18 protein-coding genes are annotated in these 17,981 nt (G+C 69.5%); 10 read left to right on the forward strand and 8 right to left on the reverse strand.

The features are described 5' to 3' along the window. Position 1 precedes the first annotated feature (1 nt). The 8 genes from BW733_RS02365 (at position 2) to BW733_RS02400 (ending at position 10,950) form a co-directional block, all read left to right on the forward strand. Positions 2 to 2,362 carry a DUF5682 family protein gene (locus BW733_RS02365; protein WP_077347564.1) on the forward strand — a complete coding sequence of 787 codons (2,361 nt, stop codon included), beginning with the start codon at positions 2 to 4 and terminating at the stop codon, positions 2,360 to 2,362. Next, positions 2,359 to 3,483 (forward strand): VWA domain-containing protein, encoded by a 1,125-nt coding sequence (locus BW733_RS02370; RefSeq protein WP_202970262.1) that lies wholly within the window; start codon positions 2,359 to 2,361, stop codon positions 3,481 to 3,483. Before BW733_RS02365 ends, BW733_RS02370 begins: the two co-directional genes overlap by 4 nt. Further along, positions 3,480 to 5,408, forward strand: a complete 1,929-nt coding sequence (locus BW733_RS02375) for a hypothetical protein (RefSeq protein ID WP_077347568.1) — start codon at positions 3,480 to 3,482, stop codon at positions 5,406 to 5,408. The genes BW733_RS02370 and BW733_RS02375 overlap by 4 nt, the downstream gene beginning before the upstream one ends. Positions 5,409 to 5,476: 68 nt before the next feature. Continuing rightward, on the forward strand, positions 5,477 to 6,883 hold the full coding sequence (locus BW733_RS02380) for a GuaB1 family IMP dehydrogenase-related protein (protein WP_237268361.1): 1,407 nt from the start codon (positions 5,477 to 5,479) through the stop codon (positions 6,881 to 6,883). A gap of 16 nt (positions 6,884 to 6,899) precedes the next feature. Then, complete coding sequence (locus BW733_RS02385) at positions 6,900 to 8,159, forward strand: sensor histidine kinase (RefSeq protein WP_077347572.1); 1,260 nt, start codon at positions 6,900 to 6,902, stop codon at positions 8,157 to 8,159. Further along, entirely contained in the window at positions 8,156 to 8,806 is a 651-nt protein-coding gene (locus tag BW733_RS02390) for a response regulator (RefSeq protein WP_077347574.1), read from the forward strand. The genes BW733_RS02385 and BW733_RS02390 overlap by 4 nt, the downstream gene beginning before the upstream one ends. Before the next feature lie 87 nt (positions 8,807 to 8,893). After that, positions 8,894 to 9,775, forward strand: a complete 882-nt coding sequence (locus BW733_RS02395) for an ABC transporter ATP-binding protein (RefSeq protein WP_077347576.1) — start codon at positions 8,894 to 8,896, stop codon at positions 9,773 to 9,775. Then, a complete protein-coding gene (locus tag BW733_RS02400; RefSeq protein ID WP_077347578.1) occupies positions 9,772 to 10,950 on the forward strand; it encodes an ABC transporter permease in 1,179 nt (392 codons plus the stop codon). Before BW733_RS02395 ends, BW733_RS02400 begins: the two co-directional genes overlap by 4 nt. 63 nt (positions 10,951 to 11,013) lie before the next feature. On the opposite strand, the gene ctaF is transcribed toward BW733_RS02400, so the two are convergent. From ctaF to BW733_RS02435, 7 genes are all read right to left on the reverse strand, one after another. Further along, a complete protein-coding gene (ctaF, locus tag BW733_RS02405; RefSeq protein WP_077347580.1) occupies positions 11,014 to 11,412 on the reverse strand; it encodes an aa3-type cytochrome oxidase subunit IV in 399 nt (132 codons plus the stop codon). Beyond that, positions 11,409 to 13,136, reverse strand: coding sequence for an aa3-type cytochrome oxidase subunit I (gene ctaD / locus BW733_RS02410; protein ID WP_077347582.1), 1,728 nt, complete (start codon positions 13,134 to 13,136; stop codon positions 11,409 to 11,411). Before ctaD ends, ctaF begins: the two co-directional genes overlap by 4 nt. Beyond that, on the reverse strand, positions 13,136 to 13,993 hold the full coding sequence (ctaC, locus tag BW733_RS02415; RefSeq protein WP_237268276.1) for an aa3-type cytochrome oxidase subunit II: 858 nt from the start codon (positions 13,991 to 13,993) through the stop codon (positions 13,136 to 13,138). Before ctaC ends, ctaD begins: the two co-directional genes overlap by 1 nt. A 146-nt stretch (positions 13,994 to 14,139) precedes the next feature. Then, positions 14,140 to 14,484, reverse strand: coding sequence for a HesB/IscA family protein (locus BW733_RS02420; RefSeq protein WP_152024530.1), 345 nt, complete (start codon positions 14,482 to 14,484; stop codon positions 14,140 to 14,142). 96 nt (positions 14,485 to 14,580) lie between these two features. After that, positions 14,581 to 15,465 carry a glycerate kinase gene (locus tag BW733_RS02425; RefSeq protein ID WP_161490107.1) on the reverse strand — a complete coding sequence of 295 codons (885 nt, stop codon included), beginning with the start codon at positions 15,463 to 15,465 and terminating at the stop codon, positions 14,581 to 14,583. After that, on the reverse strand, positions 15,462 to 15,797 hold the full coding sequence (pspAA, locus tag BW733_RS02430; RefSeq protein WP_077347590.1) for a PspA-associated protein PspAA: 336 nt from the start codon (positions 15,795 to 15,797) through the stop codon (positions 15,462 to 15,464). The genes BW733_RS02425 and pspAA overlap by 4 nt, the downstream gene beginning before the upstream one ends. Beyond that, on the reverse strand, positions 15,794 to 16,633 hold the full coding sequence (locus tag BW733_RS02435) for a PspA/IM30 family protein (RefSeq protein WP_077347592.1): 840 nt from the start codon (positions 16,631 to 16,633) through the stop codon (positions 15,794 to 15,796). The genes pspAA and BW733_RS02435 overlap by 4 nt, the downstream gene beginning before the upstream one ends. 159 nt (positions 16,634 to 16,792) lie before the next feature. On the opposite strand from BW733_RS02435, the gene BW733_RS02440 reads away from it, so the two are divergent. Both BW733_RS02440 and BW733_RS02445 read left to right on the forward strand, forming a co-directional pair. After that, a complete protein-coding gene (locus BW733_RS02440) occupies positions 16,793 to 17,461 on the forward strand; it encodes a DUF3043 domain-containing protein (protein ID WP_077347594.1) in 669 nt (222 codons plus the stop codon). After that, positions 17,461 to 17,667, forward strand: a complete 207-nt coding sequence (locus tag BW733_RS02445) for a hypothetical protein (RefSeq protein ID WP_077347596.1) — start codon at positions 17,461 to 17,463, stop codon at positions 17,665 to 17,667. Before BW733_RS02440 ends, BW733_RS02445 begins: the two co-directional genes overlap by 1 nt. Here BW733_RS02445 and BW733_RS02450 read toward each other — a convergent pair. Next, positions 17,648 to 17,956 (reverse strand): hypothetical protein, encoded by a 309-nt coding sequence (locus BW733_RS02450; protein ID WP_077347598.1) that lies wholly within the window; start codon positions 17,954 to 17,956, stop codon positions 17,648 to 17,650. The two genes, BW733_RS02445 and BW733_RS02450, sit on opposite strands and share 20 nt — an antisense overlap. Positions 17,957 to 17,981 lie beyond the last annotated feature (25 nt).

Consider the following 17,981-nt stretch of genomic DNA (forward strand, 5'->3'; position numbering starts at 1 on the left):
CGTGGACGAGCGCCTCACCGCGGCACGGAGGGCGCGCGACGCCCTCGCCTCCGACGGCATCCACTTCGTCCCCGTGCGCCACCACTCCCCCGCGTGCGCGCGGGCAGCGGCGTCCCTGATCGACGCCGTCTCCCCTGCCGCGGTGTTGATCGAGGGCCCCCGGCACTACGACTCGCTCCTCGACGATCTCCAGTCCGAGGAGACGTCACCGCCTGTGGCCGTACTCACGGTGCGCGGCGAGGGGCGCGGACGGGCCTCGTCCCTTTATCCGATGGCCGACTTCTCTCCCGAATGGGTGGCGCTGCGGAGGGCGGGCGAGCTGGGTGTGCCCGTCGGCTTCATCGATCTGGATGAGCAGGATCGACCCGAGCTCGACGACGAGAGTCGGGTCCTCCAGTCGGAGCGCTACCTCGCGCAGAGCCGCACCGTCGCCGACCTGGCTGTGCGGCTCGGCTGCCGCGACCACGACGAGCTGTGGGAACACCTGTTCGAGGTGCGCGACGACGCCGAGCCGACGGCGCTGCTGGACGAGGTCTTCGTCTGGAGCGCCCTCGCGCGGCTCGACTACGAACCCGAGGTGCTCGCGGGTGAAGGGTCGCTGCGGCGCGAGGCCCGCATGATTGAGACGATCCGCGCCTGGCGCGACCGGGTGGAGGGCCCGCTGGTCGTGGTCACCGGGGCGTTCCACACCCTCGCCCTCGTCGAGGGGCTCGCCGACCTGCCGGGGCGGCCCGAGCTGCCCGCCAACGACGCCGGATCCTCGCCGGCCGCGGCGGAGTCGTGGGTGGTGCCCATCACACACGCCGACCTCGACGGCCTGCGGGGCTACTCGGCCGGGATGCCTGCGCCGAGCTTCTGGCAACGGATCTGGGACACGGGAGCGGATCGGGGTCAGGTGGCGACGGGCTTCATCCTCGACGTCGTCGCGAGGGCGAACCAGGCAGAGGCGGACGCGCCGATCAGCTTCGCCTCTGTGCAGGAGGCCGTCCTGCAGGCCCGTCGACTCGCGGAGCTGCGCGGGCATCCCTGGCCTTCGCGTACCGACGTCCTCGACGCCATCACCTCGTGTCTCGTCGACGAGGCGGTCAGCCCTTCCCTCCGCGACGCCGTCGCCCACGAGCTCGCGGTGCGGGTACCGGGGAGCGTGGCGAGCGGCAGCCGCACGCCCCCCATCGTGTCGGAGGCCAGGGAGACGGCCCGCTCGCTGCGGCTCGTGATCGACGACGCCGCCCCGCATTCGACCACGCTGGACATCGCGCGCAGCGATCGGGCGCGCACCAGGAGCCGGTTCCTGCACCTCCTCGGGCTGCTCGGGGTGCCGTTCGCCCGTCGGGTGAGCGGCCCCGACCTGATCGCAGGGGTGGGCGCCCAGTTTCTCACCGAGCGCTGGGACTACCACTGGACCCCGGCCGTGGAGGCTGCGCTCGCCGCCCTGATGACCCGTGGCGCGACCCTCACCGCGGCTGCGGCGACGACACTCGGCACCCTGCTGGAGGAACTGGAGGGTGCCCGCGAGTCCGCGCCGGTCACCGACCTGCTCGTCCGCGCCGCCCTGACCGGGCAGGACGATCGGGTGGAGGACCTGCTCCGCGTGCTCGCCTCCCTCATCGACCAGGATCCGGCGCTCGGCTCCGTGCTCGCCACCGGCACCCGGCTGCTGAACCTGCATCGGGCCCAGTCGATGCTGCGGCTGCGGAGGCCGGAACAGGTCCTTCCGCTGCTCGGAGGGGCCGTGGCCCAGGCGGCCTACCTGCTTCCCGACCTCGCCTCCGTCCGCCGCGAGAATGAGGTTGACGCCGTCGGACAGCTCGTGGCGGTCAGGCGGTTGCTGCGCGACCTCGACGGGGTCGACGGCGTCGATCCGGCACCGCTTGGCGAGGCGCTGCGCCGCCTGCGCCACCCGGACACGGCGCCTGCCGTCCGCGGAGCCGCGCTCGCGGTGGGGGTCGCGGCCGGCGAGCTGTCGGACTCCGACCTCGCCCACGAGCTCCGGGCCGGCTTCGCGCCCGGGGCCGAACCTGGCGTCGCCGCGCGGATGCTGACCGGAATGCTGCACGCCGCCCCCGAACTCCTCGTCCACTCCGACGAGCTCTTCGCGGCGGCCGACCGGGCGCTGCTCGACGCCTCCCCGGAGGTGTTCCTCGACGTCCTGCCGGAGCTGCGCCGGGCGTTCACCTACCTCAAACCGGTCGAGACCTCCACGGTCGCGGCGAAGGTCGCGGCGCTCGGTGACGTGGACGCCGTCGCACTCGACGCACGGGTCGCGGCCACGGAGGCGGAGCTGCGCACCGGCATGGAGTTGGAGCGACGCCTCCTCGACTCCCTGCGCGACGCGGGGCTCTCCGGATGGGTGGCGTCGTGAGCGACCACGCGGAGCGAGGCCGGAGATGGCGGCTGGTGCTCGGCCGCTACGCCGACGACGGCCTCGGCGGCGGCCTCTCCGCCACGGACGCCGACCTCGACACGGCGCTAGGCTTCGTGTTCGACCGCGAGTACGGCTCCCGTGATCTGCTCACCTCCGGGACGGGGGCTGGCCGCTCGTCGCAGGGGATCGCGGCCCTGACCTGGCTCGCCAGATCGAAGGAACTGTTTCCCGCCTCCACGCTCGAGCGCCTGCAGGCCAGCGCCATCGCCGACTACGGCATCACGGAACTGCTCCGCGACCCCGAGGTGGCGGAGCAGCTTGAGCCGACGCCGGAGCTCGGGGCGGCGCTGCTCGCCACAAGGGGCCGACTCGATCGCGGGACAGAGGAGGGCCTGCGTCGGATCATCTCCAAGGTGGTCGAGCAGATCGTCGAGCGCCTGCGCACCAGCTTCCGCAACCACCTGACCGGGCGGCGCAACCGCTTCCGCCGCTCCCAGCAGAAGGTCAGGCAGAACTTCGACTGGCGTCGCACGATCGCCGCGAACCTGCGCAATGTCGACCCCGAAACGGGGAAGCTGCTGGTCAGCGACCTGCGGTTCAACTCCCGCGAGCGGCGCAGGCTGCCCTGGCACGTGATCCTCTGCGTGGATCAGAGCGGGTCGATGGCCTCCTCAGTCCTCTACAGCGCGGTGTGCGCGAGCATCCTCGCCTCACTGCCGGGCGTCGAGGTGACGCTGCTGCTGTTCGACACGCGGGTGGTCGATCTCACCCACCTGGCCGACGACCCGGTGGCCGTCCTGATGACCGCCCAACTCGGCGGCGGGACCGACATCGCCTCCGTGATCGGCCTCGCCGCCTCGAAGATCACCAACCCGCGACGCACGGTCGTCACGCTGATCAGCGACTTCGGGGAGGGCGGTTCGGTCAGCCAGTTGATGCGACGCGTCGGCGAACTCAACGGTCAGGGCGTCACCCTGCTCGGGCTCGCCGCGCTCGACGAGGAGGCCACGCCGAGCTACGACCGGAGGGTCGCCTCCATGCTCGCCGACCGCGGGATGCACATCGCGGCGCTCACCCCCGACCGCTTCGCCGAATGGCTCGCGGAGGTGATGGGGTGACCGACTGGCTGCAGGGGTGGGGCGCCTGGGACGACGAGGCGCTGGCCGCGCTGACCTCCAAGGGCCTCGTCCGCCGTGCCGCGAAGGCGGTCGCCGACGCCCGGCTCCACAACGTTCAGGGCGACTCGGCGGTCGTCGAGACGGGAGGCTTCGCCGTCACCATCGGCCCCCGTGGGCCGGCCGCCGCGAGCTGCCCCTGCCCGGCTGCGGGAGTCTGCGTGCACATCCTCACCGCGGCGATGCTCGCCAGGAGCGCCGCACTCGACGACGCCGAGGCGACGGACCCGCTCGAGGACCTGCTCTCCATCGAGCCCTCCGCGTGGTGCCGGGAGGCAGGCGCAGCAGCCGTCCGGACGGCGCTCGCCTCGTCGCCCGAACCGGAGGGCGCGGAGCTCACCCAGGTCGACGGCCGACTACGGATCGCGTGGCCGGGCGCCGATCCGGTGACCTATGCGCCCGGCCAGGGACTCGCCGGGATGTCCTCCCCCGCTCCCCGCTCGCGTTGGTCCGCGCTGCACCTCGAGGCCGTCGCACGGGCGTTCATCGCCTCCGGTCGACGGTGGGACTGGCCGCAGCGCTTCCTGGAGGAGGCAAAGTCCCGCGCCGAAGAGGACCGCCCGGTCGCCCTGCTCGGGCGCGTGCGGTCCTGGCTCGGCAGCATCGTCGAGGACGGCCTCGCCGACCTCGGCCCCTCATCGCTGGCCTCCCTCACCGAACTGCGCACCGAGCTCCGCGCTGCCCGGCTCCCCCGGCTCGCGGGAATGCTCGGCACGACGGTCGGTCACCTCGAGGCGCTCTCGCGCCGCGACGACGGAACAGACGACGCGACGGTGCTCGAGTCGATCGCCCGCGCATGGGCCCTGAGCGTCGCCGTCGAGGACTCGTTCCCGGACGCGCTGACCGGTCGCTCCGCCGACACGTCCGGCGGCGAACTGGAACTGTTCGTGCTCGGTGCCACCTGGTGGGAATCGGGCTCGGGGTCCCGGGGGGTCGACGTGGCGCTGTGGGATCCCGCCTCGTCCCGCTCCCTGACCACCACAGTCGGGCGTGCCGCCGGGCAGGACCCCACCTTCACCCGCTCCCTCGACACGGTCCAGCTGTGGGGTCTTCCCGTGCGGGCTCTGCTCGGACACCTGGTCCGGATCCCGCAGGCGCGTCTGAGGCCGGACGGATCGGTCGCCCCGACCGCCGTCGAGCGGGCCGTTCCGCAGCGGCGGATCACCCTCGACGAGCTCGCCACCATCGGCGCCCACACCGCCTTCGCCGACCTGACCGCCGACCCGTTCGGCGGTGGAAGGGGCGGGCCGATCCTGCTGCGACCTGATGAAAGGGGAACGCTGACGATCGACGAACCCCGTCAGGCCGTCCTGTGGAGCGTCCCGTCCGGGGAAGCGACGCTCACGCTGAGGGCGCCTGCCCTGCGCGCGAACCGGGGCAGGCTCGAACGGATCCAGGACCTGGTCGAGTTCGGCCGCCCGATCGAGGCCATCGTTGCGGTGCCCCGGGTGCACCGCAACGTCATGGGCTGGGACCCGGTGGCGGTGTTCGTCAACGGCAGCCGTGGCACGTTGCGCGCGGTGAGCCTCGACTTCGAGGGGGCCGTGGCTGCCACGCGGCGCAACCGATGGCTGAGCAGGGGCCTCGACCGGCTCGCTGCTGCGGGCGCGGCACCCGGCCCGACCTCCGCCGTGGACCGTCTGGTCCGCGACGTGCTCGAACTGGCCGCCGATCTGGCCGTCCGTGGGGTCGGACGGAGCGCTCCCGGGGAGCGCTGCACCCGGCTGGCGGCCCGGGCCGACGACCTCGCGCTTGCCACCCTGGCCTCCAGCCTGCGCGCCCTCGCCGAGGAACCGGGCGGCGAGTCCCTCGTGCGGGTGGTGCTGGTCACTCTGATGGTCCGGGAACTGGCCTGGCTCGCGAGCTGACGTAGCATTGGGCCGTGCATTTTCTGGATGAGCGTCCCGCCTACGACCTGACCTACAACGATGTCTTCATGGCGCCGAGCCGATCGAGTGTCAGCTCCCGCCTGGACGTCGACCTCACCTCCACCGACGGCCTCGCCACGCCGACGCCGCTCGTGGCCGCCAACATGACCGCCGTCTCCGGCCGCCGGATGGCCGAGACGATGGCCCGTCGAGGTGGGCTGGCCATCTTCCCGCAGGACATCCCGGCCGATGTGGTGGCCGCCTCGATCCGCAAGGTCAAGGACGCGAGCCCCGTGTTCGACACCGCGGTCACCGTCTCCCCCGACACCACGGTCGGCGAGACGCTCTCCCTGATCGCCAAGCGCGCCCACGGCGTCGCCGTCGTGATCGACGCCGACCGCAGGGTGCTCGGCCTCGTCACACCGAACGACGCCACGGGCGCCGACCGCTTCGCGCAGGCAAAGGACGTGATGACCACCGATGTCACCCGGGTCCCTGCCGAGACCACTCCCGCGAGCGTGTTCGAGCTGCTGTCCGAGCAGCACCAGAAGGTCGCGGTCGCCGTGGCCCCCGAAGGTCGCCTCGTCGGGGTGATGACCCCCAAGGGGGCCCTGCGCAGCGCGATCTACGCCCCGGCCCTCGACCATGAGGGACGGCTCCGCGCAGGCGTCGCCGTGGGGATCAACGGCGACGTGCCAGCGAAGGTCCGCGCGGCGCTCGAGGGTCGCGCCGACGTGATCGTGATGGACACCGCACACGGTCACCAGGAGAAGATGATCTCCGCGCTCGGCCTGGCCCGCGAGGTGCGCGACGCCTTCGCCTCGGAGACCGGCCGCACCATCCTGCTCGTCGCAGGAAACGTCGTCACCGCGGGCGGCGTCAACGATCTGATCGACGCGGGCGCCGACATCCTGAAGGTCGGGGTCGGCCCCGGTGCCATGTGCACCACCCGGATGCAGACCGGCGTCGGCCGGCCCCAGTTCTCCGCCGTCCTCGAATGCGCAGAGGCGGCAGGCCAGCGCGGCAAGTCGACGTGGGCAGACGGTGGCGTGCGGCATCCCCGCGACGTCGCCCTCGCCCTGGCGGCAGGAGCGGGCTCGGTCATGATCGGCTCCTGGTTCGCCGGAACCCACGAGTCGACCGGCGAACAGCTCGTCGACGCGCAGGGACGCTCCTACAAGGAGTCCTTCGGCATGGCCTCCGCCCGCGCCGTCCGCCAGCGCACCCGCGAACAGTCCGCCTTCGAGCGCGCCCGCGCGGCGATGTTCGAGGAAGGCATCTCCAGCTCCCGGATGTACCTCGACCCGCGCCGTCCCGGCGTGGAGGACCTGATCGACTGGATCACCTCCGGCGTGCGTTCGTCGTGCACCTACGCCGGCGCCCGCAGCCTCAGCGAGTTCGCCGAGCGCGCCGTGATCGGCGTGCAGTCCGGCTCCGGCTACGAGGAGGGCCGCCCGCTCGACCGGAGCTGGTGACCCATAGGGTGTGGCCATGTTCGAGCGGGTAGCCGACTTCTTCGGCCTGAACGACGACTATGTGCGTCCGAGGCCAGTCGCGCCGTGGCGCACCGACTGGATCATCGCCGCCCTCCTGACGGGGATCTCCATGTCGGTGGTGATGTACATCCGCGACGTCAACCCCGATCTCGTCGACCACCTGCCGCTGACGGGTTGCTTCGCCGCGATCATCGTCGCCGGGCTGCTCATCACCTTTCGGCGTGCCTTCCCGATCTCGGTCCTGCTGCTCGCGAGCGGTGCGCACTTCATCGTCGTGGGCGTGCTGCTTCCCGTGACAGTGTCCATGGCGAGCATGCAGATCCTCTACTTCCTTGGCATCTACACGGCGATGGCCTACGCGAGGCGCAGGCAGAACCTGATGCTCGCGATGTTCGCGGTGCTGCTGTCGATGGCGGTGTGGCTCGTCGTCGCCGACAGCTACGCCCGCGCGGTCCAGCCCGATGAGTTCCAGCCGACGTTGTGGTACTACGTCGGCACGGTCGTGATGAACTTCGCCTACTTCGGGGTCGCGATCTGGCTCGGTCAGCAGGCCTGGCTGCAGGCGAAGGCCAGGGACGCGCTCGCCGAGAGCCAGAGCGTCGTGCAGCAGCAGGGCGAGCGGCTAGCCGGGCAGGCGGTCGTCGCCGAGCGGTTGCGCATCGCGCGCGACCTGCACGACTCGGTCGCCCACCACATCTCCCTGATCGGCGTCCAGACGGCGGCCGCCCGCCGCGCCATGGCCACCCGGCCCGAGCTCGCCGCGCAGGCGATGCAGGAGGTCGAGGACATGTCCCGCGAGGCAGTGACCGAGCTGCGCGGCATGCTCGGCTCGCTGCGCGACGTCTCCGAGGACGAGAGCGGGTCGCGCTCCGTCGAGGCGCTCGCGGCCCTCGCGGAGGAGGCGAGCGGCAACGGGCTGCGCGTCAGCTACGAACTGGTCGGCAATCCCCGGCTCGCCGAGGCGATGAGCCCCATGCAGGCGAGCAACCTGCTCCGCATCGCGCAGGAGGCGCTGACGAACGTGCGACGCCACTCGACCGCGACCGAGGCCCGCATGGTCGCCCGGCTCGGGGACGAGATCGAGCTGGAGATCACGGACAACGGCCACACCGTGCCCCACACCACCGGAAGCGGCCTCGGCCACGTCGGCATCCGGGAACGGGTCGCAGCGCTCGGCGGCACCGCAGACATCGGGCCCAGATCCACCCGCGGGTACCGCGTCCGGGTCACCCTCCCCCGAAAGGCAGCCTCATGATCCGTGTCGGCCTTGTCGACGACCAGTCCCTCGTCCGGAGGGCCTTCTCCCTGATGCTCGGCATCGAGGACGACATCGAGCTGGTCGGCGAGGCGGGCGACGGCGAGGAGGCGATCCGGCTCGCGGCGACCGCGCGTCCCGACATCATGTTGATGGACATCGAGATGCCGCGCATGGGAGGGCTCGAGGCGACACGGCGGATCCGGGAGGTCGGGGCCACGAAGGTGATCATCCTGACCACCTTCGACCGGGACGACTATCTGTTCGAGGCCCTGGACGCAGGAGCGGCAGGGTTCCTGCTCAAGAACTCCGAGCCCGAGCGACTGCTCGAGGCCATCCGCACCGTCGCCGAAGGAGGTGCCCTGCTCGCACCGGAGGTGACCCGTCGGGTGATCGCACAGGCGGTCCGCGGGCGCCGACCTGCGGGCGTACCGGAGGCGGCGCACCGGCTCACCGAGCGGGAACTGGAGGTGCTCCGCGAGATGGCCGCCGGCCTCAGCAACGCCGAGATCGCGGCCCGCCTCTTCGTCAGCGAGGCCACCGTCAAGACCCACGTCTCCGCGACCCTGGGCAAGCTGTGCGTGCGCGACCGCGTGCAGGCCGTCATCTACGCCTACGAGCACGGGCTGGTCGGCGGACGAGACTGAGCCTCATCCGATCGGATGAGGCGGCGGGGCGAAGATGCCCCGCACGACCGATGCCGCTCCCCCACCGGTTCCGGCAGGCTGGATGTCATGTTGGACATCGATTCCGTCACCCGAAGATTCGGCGACCTGACCGCCCTCGACAACGTCTCCTTCACCGTCCCTGACGGCGGCTTCACCGGCTTCGTCGGGGGCAACGGCGCGGGCAAGACGACGACCATGCGCATCATCATGGGCGTCCTCGCCCCCACCTCCGGTGAGGTCCGCTGGAACGGGCAGCCGCTGACCAGGCAGGACCGCGCCGAGTTCGGCTACATGCCCGAGGAGCGCGGCCTCTACCCGAAGCAGCCGATCCTGCCCCAGCTCGCCTTCCTCGGTGAGCTGCACGGCATGGACGCCCGCGACGCGAAGCTCGTCGCCCGTGAGCTGCTCACCCGCTTCAACCTTGGCGACCGCACGAAGGACAAGCTCGAGAAGCTCTCCCTCGGCAACCAGCAGCGGGTGCAGATCGCCGGGGCGGTGATCGGCGAACCGAAGGCGCTCATCCTGGACGAACCGTTCAGCGGGCTCGACCCCGAGGCGGTGGACGAGATGTTCACGCTGCTGACCGAGTTCACCAAGGCAGGCGTGCCCGTTCTGTTCTCCTCCCATCAGCTCGACCTCGTCGAGCGGCTCTGCGACCAGATCGTCATCCTGAGCAAGGGGCACGTCGTTGCCGCGGGCACCGTCGAGGAGCTCCGCAACGTCGGCGAGACCCAGCACCGGATCGTCGCAGGCGGCGACCTCGGCTGGCTCCGTGGCCGTCCCGGGGTCGGCGTCGTCGACCTCGACGGCCCCGAGGCCGTCGTCACCTTCGACGACGACACCGCCGCCCAGTCCGCGCTGGCCGAGGCCCTCGGCCGCGGTCCCGTCCACTCCTTCGGCCCCATCGTGCGGCCGCTCAGCGACTACTACAGGGAGGTCACCCGATGACTGCCACCGGCTCATCCACGACGAGGCGGGCGCCCCGCGCCGCATGGCTGATCGTCGCAAAGCGCGAGATCATGTCCCAGCTGCAGAGCAAGGCCTTCTGGGTCGGCACCCTCTCCACGATCGCGCTCGTGGCGATCGCGTTTCTCATCTCCACGGCTGTCAACAGCGGCGGAGGTGACCCGACCCGGATCGCCGTCGACTCCGATCAGGGGGCTGCCGTGATCGCGCAGGCGAAGGCAGGCGGCGGAAACGTCGAGGCCGTCGAGGTGGCATCCGACCAGCTCGAGCAGTCGGTCCGCGACGGCGACGCCGAGGCCTCCCTCACGTATACGGAGGGTGAAGGCTGGAAGGTCGCGGTCAAGGACATGATGGACACGCCCGACCTCGACGAGGCGGTGCGCACCTTCCAGATCGAGCGCAACGCCACGCAGGCCGGTGTGGATGCGGCGTCGATCCTGCGGGACACCACCGTGACCGTTGCACCGCTCGACGGTGATGAGTCCGGCGCCATGGCGGTGTTCGTGGCCACCTTCGCCTTCTCGATCCTGTTCATGGTGGCGGCCGTGACCTACGGCATGCAGATCGCCCAGAGCGTGGTCACCGAGAAGGAGTCCCGCATCGTCGAGATCCTCGCGGCCGCCGTGCCGATCCGTTCGCTGCTGGTCGGCAAGGTGGTCGGCAACACCCTGATGGCGCTCGGCCAGGTCGTCCTGATCGTGTGCGCGGCGCTCGTCGCGCTGTCGTTCAGCGACTACCGGGAGCTGATCGCCCTGATCGCCCCGGTGGCGGGCTGGTTCATCCTGTTCTTCCTGGTCGGCTTCGCCTCCCTCGCCTGCCTGTGGGCGGGTGCGGGTGCGATGGCCACGCGAGTGCAGGACCTCAGCCAGACCACCATCCCGCTGACCATGATCGTCTCGATGGTCTACGTCGCAGGCCTGCTCGCCCGTGGCACCGTCGCCGAGATCCTGTCCTACGTCCCGATCGCCTCGACGGTCATGATGCCTGGCCGACTGCTGAGCGGCGAGGCAGGCTGGCCCGAGGCGCTGCTCGCGCTGGCCGTGTCGATCGCGTTCATGGCCGTCGCCATCTGGTTCGGGGAGCGGATCTACCGCCGCGGCCTGATGCAGACCAACTCGGTCATGGCGCTGAAGCAGGCGTTCAGCAAGGCGAGCTGACCCACCGGCCTCGACGAGGAAGCCCACCCCGGAGCGGGGTGGGCTTCTTCTCGTCTTGCTGGCTCAGTGCTTGTAGTCGCCTCGGTAGAACTCGAGGACCCAGCCGGAGCAGGACCAGATCCCGATGCCGATGCCGACCAGCGAGATCCAGGCCTGATGCAGAGCGGGGCCGAGGAAGATCACGGTGAGGGTCAGCGCGGTCCAGAAGGGCCACATGCTCTTCGGGGCGAAGAAGCCGACCGTGCCCGCTGCCTCCACGACCTCGGCATCGCGCCGGTCCTCCGGGCGGGGATCGAAGCTACGCGCCGTGAGCGCGAGGTAGCCGGCGATCATGCCGCCGAGGAGACCGGTGAACCCGAGCACGAAGGTGCCGGCGATCTCCTTGGACATGAAGTAGTAGACCGGGGTGACGATCAGGAAGAAGATGAAGATGAACCCGAAAACCCACTTCTCGGCCTTCACTTGGTGGCTCCTTCCTGAGCGTCGGGATCGCGGTTGAGCAGTTCGCCCGGGTCCACGTCATGATCGAGGTTTGCCAGCTCGGGTCGCGCCTGGTCGAGCGCCGGGCTGTTGGAACGGACCCGCGGGAGCGAGTCGAAGTTGTGCCGCGGCGGCGGGCAGGAGGTCGCCCACTCGAGCGAACGTCCCCAACCCCACGGGTCGTTGACGGTGACCTTCGGCGACTTGCGGGTGATCCACACGTTCCACAGGAAGGGGATCATGCTGACGCCGAGCAGGAACGCACCGAAGGTGGAGACCTGGTTCAGCAGCGTGAACCCCTCCCACTCGCCGTAGTCGGCGATGCGGCGCTGCATGCCCGCGACGCCGAGCCAGTGCTGCACCAGAAAGGTGGTGTGGAACCCGACGAAGATCGTCCAGAAGTGCACCTTGCCCCACGTCTCGTTCAGCATCTTGCCGGTGAACTTCGGCCACCAGTAGTAGAAGCCCGCGAACATCGCGAACACGACGGTGCCGAACAGCACGTAGTGGAAGTGCGCCACCACGAAGTAGGTGTCGGAGACCGGGAAGTCCAGCGCCGGGGAGGCGAGGATGATGCCGGTGAGGCCACCGAACAGGAACGTGGTGAGGAAGCCGATGGCGAACGTCATCGACGTGTTCAGCGTCAACGAACCTCGCCAGATCGTGCCGATCCAGTTGAAGAACTTCACACCCGTCGGCACGGCGATCATGAACGACATGAAGGAGAAGAACGGCAGGTTCACCGCTCCGGTGACGAACATGTGGTGTGCCCACACCGAGATGGAGAGGGCGCCGATGGCGAGGGTGGCGAAGACGAGGCCGTAGTAGCCGAACACCGGCTTGCGGCTGAACGCGCTCAGTACCTCGGTGATGATGCCGAAGAACGGCAGGGCGATGACGTAGACCTCAGGGTGGCCGAAGAACCAGAACAGGTGCTGCCAGAGGATGGCGCCACCCGAGGCGGGATCCAGCACGTGGCTGCCGAGCACGCGGTCTGCCTCGAGCACGAGCAGGCCGGCGGCGAGCACGGGGAAGCAGATCAGGATCATCAGCGAGGCGACGAGGATGTTCCAGGAGAAGATCGGCATCCGGAACATGGTCAGGCCGGGAGCACGCATCGTGATGATGGTCGTGGTGAAGTTCACCGCGCCGAGGATCGACGAGAGGCCGAGCAGGTACAGGCCCATGATCCACAGGTCGTGGCCGACGCCCGGGGAGTGGATCGAGTTAGACAGGGGCGCGTAGGCGAACCAGCCGAAGCTCGCGGCACCGTTCGGGCTGGCGAAGCCCGCGCAGGCCATCACGGAGCCGAACAGGTACAGCCAGTAGGAGAAGGCGTTGAGCCGCGGGAACGCCACGTCAGGGGCGCCGAGCTGCAGCGGAAGGATCGCGTTGGCGAAGCCCGAGAACATCGGCGTCGCGAACATCAGCAGCATGATCGTGCCGTGCATGGTGAAGAACTGGTTGAACGTCTCGAAGTTCATGAACTGCATGCCGGGGCTAGCCAGCTCGGCACGGATGCCGAGCGCGAGCAGGCCGCCGATGCCGAAGAAGACGAACGCCGTGACGAAGTACATGTTGCCGATCACCTTGTGATCGGTGGTGGTCAGGTACTTCATGGCCTTCGCGCCGGGTCCGACATGGACGGAGGTGGCCGTCGACTCGGACACCTGGGTCGTGCGACCCGCGATCGTTGCGCTGCTCATCACTTGTGCTCCTCCGGGGCTGCGGTCGGGAGGACCGCCTGCATGGCTTCGGCCAGTTCGAGCTCGCCCTCGCCACCGTTGGCGGCGATCTCCTTCACCTTCTCCGCGTACTCCTCCTCGGAGACGACGTGGAGCTTGAAGAGCATGGCGGCGTGCTTCTCACCGCAGAGCTCGGCGCACTTACCGTCGTAGGTGCCGATGCGGTTCGGGGTCACGTCGAACGAATTGGGGTGGCCGGGGATCACGTCGCGCTTGAAGTAGAACGACGGGACCCAGAACGAGTGGATGACATCTGCCGATTCGAGGTTGAACCGGACCGTCTTGTTCACGGGCAGGTAGAGGTCGGGCAGCGCCTCGACGGTGCCGACGGTGTGCGCGTCGGTGCCGATGGCCGGGTTGTCGGCCTCCATGTAGTTGAACGTCCAGGACCACTTCTGTCCGATCACGTTGATCGTGACCTCAGGCTCCTCGGTCTGCTCGATCATGGCGTCCTGCGCCTTGACCGTGTAGAAGAACAGCACGCCGATGATCAGGAACGGCACCAGCGTGTAGAGCAGCTCGAGCGGCAGGTGGTAGGTGGTCTGGCGCGGTGCCGGGGCGTCGCCGTCCTTGCGGCGGTAACGGATCACGGCCCAGCCGATCAGACCCCAGACCAGCGCGCCGACGACAAAGCAGGCGACCCATGCGCCGATCCAGAGATTGCCGACGTTGGGAGCCTCTTCACTTGCGGCGACGGGGAGTCCGAGTCGTGACCACTGCTCCGAGCATGCCGTCAGGAAGACGAGCATCAACGGGGCAGCGACGAGCAGACCGGCCCGGGTCTTACGCCGACGTGGTGGCGCAGGATTGCGACTCACTACAAGCCCTTCCAGATAGGACGATTCATCGCCCGCAGATTCGCGCGGAATCGTGCGGGCAGCACTGCTCCCGCCACCTTAACGTAAAAAGACCACCCCGGCGGACTGTCTCCGACCGGGGTGGCGTATGATTCGGCGGCTTCGCCTCAGTGGAAGGAATCTCCACACGCGCAGGAGCCCTGCGCGTTCGGGTTGTCGATGGTGAAGCCCTGCTTCTCGATCGAGTCCATGAAGTCGATGGAGGCCCCTCCGAGGTAGGGAGCGCTCATCTTGTCCGTGACGACACTGACGCCGTTGTAGTCGGTGACGACGTCGCCGTCGAGCGAGCGGTCGTCGAAGTAGAGCTGGTAGCGCAGGCCGGAGCAGCCACCGGGCTGCACGGCGATGCGGAGCGAGAGGTCGTCGCGACCCTCGGCCTCCAGGAGGGAACGCACCTTCTCGACGGCGACGTCAGAGAGCTGCACGCCGGGAGTGGTCTGGGTATCGGTCACTGTGTGCTCCGTAATTCGCGGGTTCTGAGAAATCTTCGACGAGTCTACGCCGACCTCGGGCGTTTCCCCAGCCGGGACGTCGGCTGAGAGCGAACCTCACCACTGCCAGGTCGAGGCGACCTGCTCCGCGACCTCCGCGAGGCGCTCCGGCGTCGCGTTTTGAGTGCTCGCGGCGGGGACGAGCGGGTAGGCCGTCTCGAAGCCGCCGAGCCGCAGCTCACGCGACGACACGAAGTTGCGTCCGACGACGGCGATCACGGGCCTGAGCGCGGCGGCTGCCAACTGCGCGACCCGCTTGACGACCGGCCCTCCGAGGGCGTGGAAGTCCAGTGACTCCGCGCCGGTGACCACCAGGTCGGCGCGAGCCATGGTCGCGGCGAGGTCGAAGCGGGCGGCGAGGAAGGTCAGGGGGTCGGTGACCTGTCCGCCGATCGCCGCGAGGATCAGGCCGAGCCCCCTCGCGGCACCGGAGCCCTGCGAGGGCTCGACGCCGAGTTCGGCGGCCCAGCGCTCGGCCTCCGCGTCGGCGAGCAGGATCGCGTTCAGGTCGGCTCCCTCGGCGCGCAGCGCGGTCGAGGCGTGACCCGAGAGGCCGGTGAGCGGGCGCTCGACCTCCTCCTCAGGGACGAGTGCGGTCAGCTCGCGTCCGGCCCAGGAGCGGCGCAGCTGAGCGAGCGAGTCGGCGGGGTCCGCGTCGAAGAGCGAGCGGCCGAGGTCGTCGACGCTCAGCCCGGAAAGATCCACGACCAGTTGGTCGGCTCCAGCGGCGAGGGCTTCGGCCAGTTCCGCGGTGGTGGTGGGGGCGGCGAAGACCGCTGAAGGACAACAGGCGGCGACGCCCTCGCGGAGGCCCTGCCCCGTGGCGGCAAGTGGCACCACGGCGACAGCGACACCGCGCTCCGCGAAGGCGCGCGCGATCTGCTCGGACGCGGCGGCGGGGGTGAGCCCTGCGACCGCGTCCGAGGCGACAACCACTCTCACAGGCTGGCGGACTCCTCGTCGCCCTCGGTGAGCTCTCCGTCGGCGTCGGGAATCAGCCCGTAGTACTCGCTCGTCGATTTGAGCAGTTCACGGACCTCCTCAAGCGACACGTCGACGTCGGGAAGCACGAGGTCTGACTCCGCGAGCATGTCCTCGGGGACCTCGACGCCGAGTCGTCGGACGCCGTCACCGAGCGCGGTGAGGGCCTCGATCATGCCGGGCTCATCGCCGGCGGCGACGCGTTCCTCAAGCGCCCGGTCGAGCTCGTTCAGCTCGATCAGGTGCTCAGGTTCCAGGACCCACTGGCCCTGGCCCATGATGCGCACGATCATGACTTGTTCTCCTGCGGCCACTCGTCGGCGGTGTCCGCCTGGTCAGTCACCTGTTGGGCGGTCTGCACCGGCTGTGCCGGCTGCGCCGGGGCGGTGGAACCGGCCCGGAGCTCGGGGCGGGCGGCTGCGGAGCCACCGGTGAGCTGAGCCTTCATCGCCGCCAGCTCGTTCTCCACGGAGCTGTCGGAGGCGAGGGCGTCGAGCTCGCGCGTGATGTCGTCCTTCACGGTGCCGGTCGGGTCGTCGAGCGCGCCGGAGGCGAGCAGCTCGTCGACGGCGGAGGCGCGGGCCTGCAGCTGCAGGGTCTTGTCCTCTGCGCGCTGAATCGCGAGGCCGACGTCGCTCATCTCCTCGGAGATGCCGGTGAAGGCCTCGTTGATCCGGGTCTGCGCCTCGGCGGCCGAGTAGCTGGCCTTGATGGTCTCCTTGCGGGTGCGGAAGGCGTCGACCTTCGCCTGGAGGCGGGAGCTGGCGCGAACCAGCTTCTCCTCCTCCGCCTGCAGGGCGGCGTGCTGCGTCTGCAGGTCGTCGAGCTGACCCTGGAGGCCGGACTTGCGGGTCAGGGCCTCGCGGGCGAGGTCCTCGCGGTTGGACTCGAGGGCGCGCTGCGCCGCGTTCTGCAGCCGCTCAACCTCGGAGTTGAGCTTGCTAGCCTGCAGTTCCACCCGCTTACGGCTGGTGGCGACGTCTGCGACGCCACGCCTCACGTTCTGCAGCAGTTCGAGCTGCTTCTGGTACGAGTAGTCGAGCGTCTCTCGGGGATCTTCATACTTGTCGAGGGCCTTGTTCGCCTTCGATCGGAAGACCAGAGCGATGCGTTCAAAGATGCTTGCCACTGAGGTGTCCTTCCAGGAACGTGCGGTGTCGGCATCAACGTTAGCGCCCACGTGGGCGAACCGGGGTCTTTACCTCCCCCGAACGATCCCTGAATCGCCTCGGGCACCCACAGGGTAGGATGTCTGGGAACCACCCGAACTCGTAAGGAACCGTGCACCGTGGGACTTTTCCGTCCGTATGAGCGCAAGGAGGCCGGCGCCTCCAGCGATCAGATCGCCACCCTGACCCCCAAGGGCCAGAAGGCCGCCGAGAAGGAGGCCGCGCGGGAGGCGAAGGCGAGCCAGCCCGAGGTCGCCGTCGAGACGACCTCCGAGACGACCGGATCCGGCAAGATCCAGGTGGCCCGCAAGGCCGGGCCGACGAGGTCGCGCCGACAGGCGGAGGCCGACCGGATGGAGCGCCTCCACCCCACGCTCACCCCGAAGCAGCAGCGTAAGGCGGCCTCGAAGGCCCGCCAGCAGCAGCGCCTCGAGGCCATGGACAAGGTGGAGAACTCCCCCGAGCGTCAGCTCACCCGCGACTATGTCGACACCCGCTGGACCGTCAACGAGTTCCTCTTCCCCGCCATGATCCTCGTGATGGCGGCCTCCATGGCCACCATGTCGAACGTCGCGCTCTCCAGCTACATCGTGCTGAGCGTCTGGGTCCTGATCGCCGTCGGCGTGATCCAGGCCGTCATCATGTGGCGGGGGCTGAAGAAGGTGCTGCAGCAGCGCTACCCGAAGGCCTCGCTCAAGGGCCTCCCGATGTACATGTTCAGCCGCTCGATCATGATCCGCCGCTTCCGTCAGCCGGGTCCGCGGATCAAGCGCGGGGATCCGATCTGATGAGCTACCGCTGGATTCCACAGACCGGGTCCTTCTCCGTGCAGGAGCTGGAATCGGCCGACCTCATCCACGACTTTGACGATCAGGGCTCGGCGGAGGAATGGCTCGGCCTGTTCTACACCGATCTGCTCAACAGGGGCGTGGCGGAGGTGAGCCTCTTCGAGGAGGACCGGCTCGTCTACGGGCCTATGCCTCTGACGCCGTAGGCACCTTCCCACGGCGGCCCTGGGCGACGATCACCAGTCCGAACGCCATCAGCCCCACCCCGGCGGCGACAGCGAAGGGTGCCTGCTCGCGGGCGATGTCGATCCTGTCCTCGTAGCGCTGCACCTTCCCGCCGTGCACGTTGGTCAGGCTCGAGTACTCGCACACGTCGCCCGGGTTCATCTCCACCCCACGGCACGAGGTCGACGGACTGGCCCACGAGAGCGTTCCCCACACGGCGATGGCGAGTCCGGCGACGATGAACCCCCACAGTCCGATGCGTTTCCTCATGCGGGCCAACGTAGTGCCCCGCGGC

This window comes from Tessaracoccus flavescens, from assembly GCF_001998865.1.
Taxonomy (GTDB): domain Bacteria; phylum Actinomycetota; class Actinomycetes; order Propionibacteriales; family Propionibacteriaceae; genus Arachnia; species Arachnia flavescens.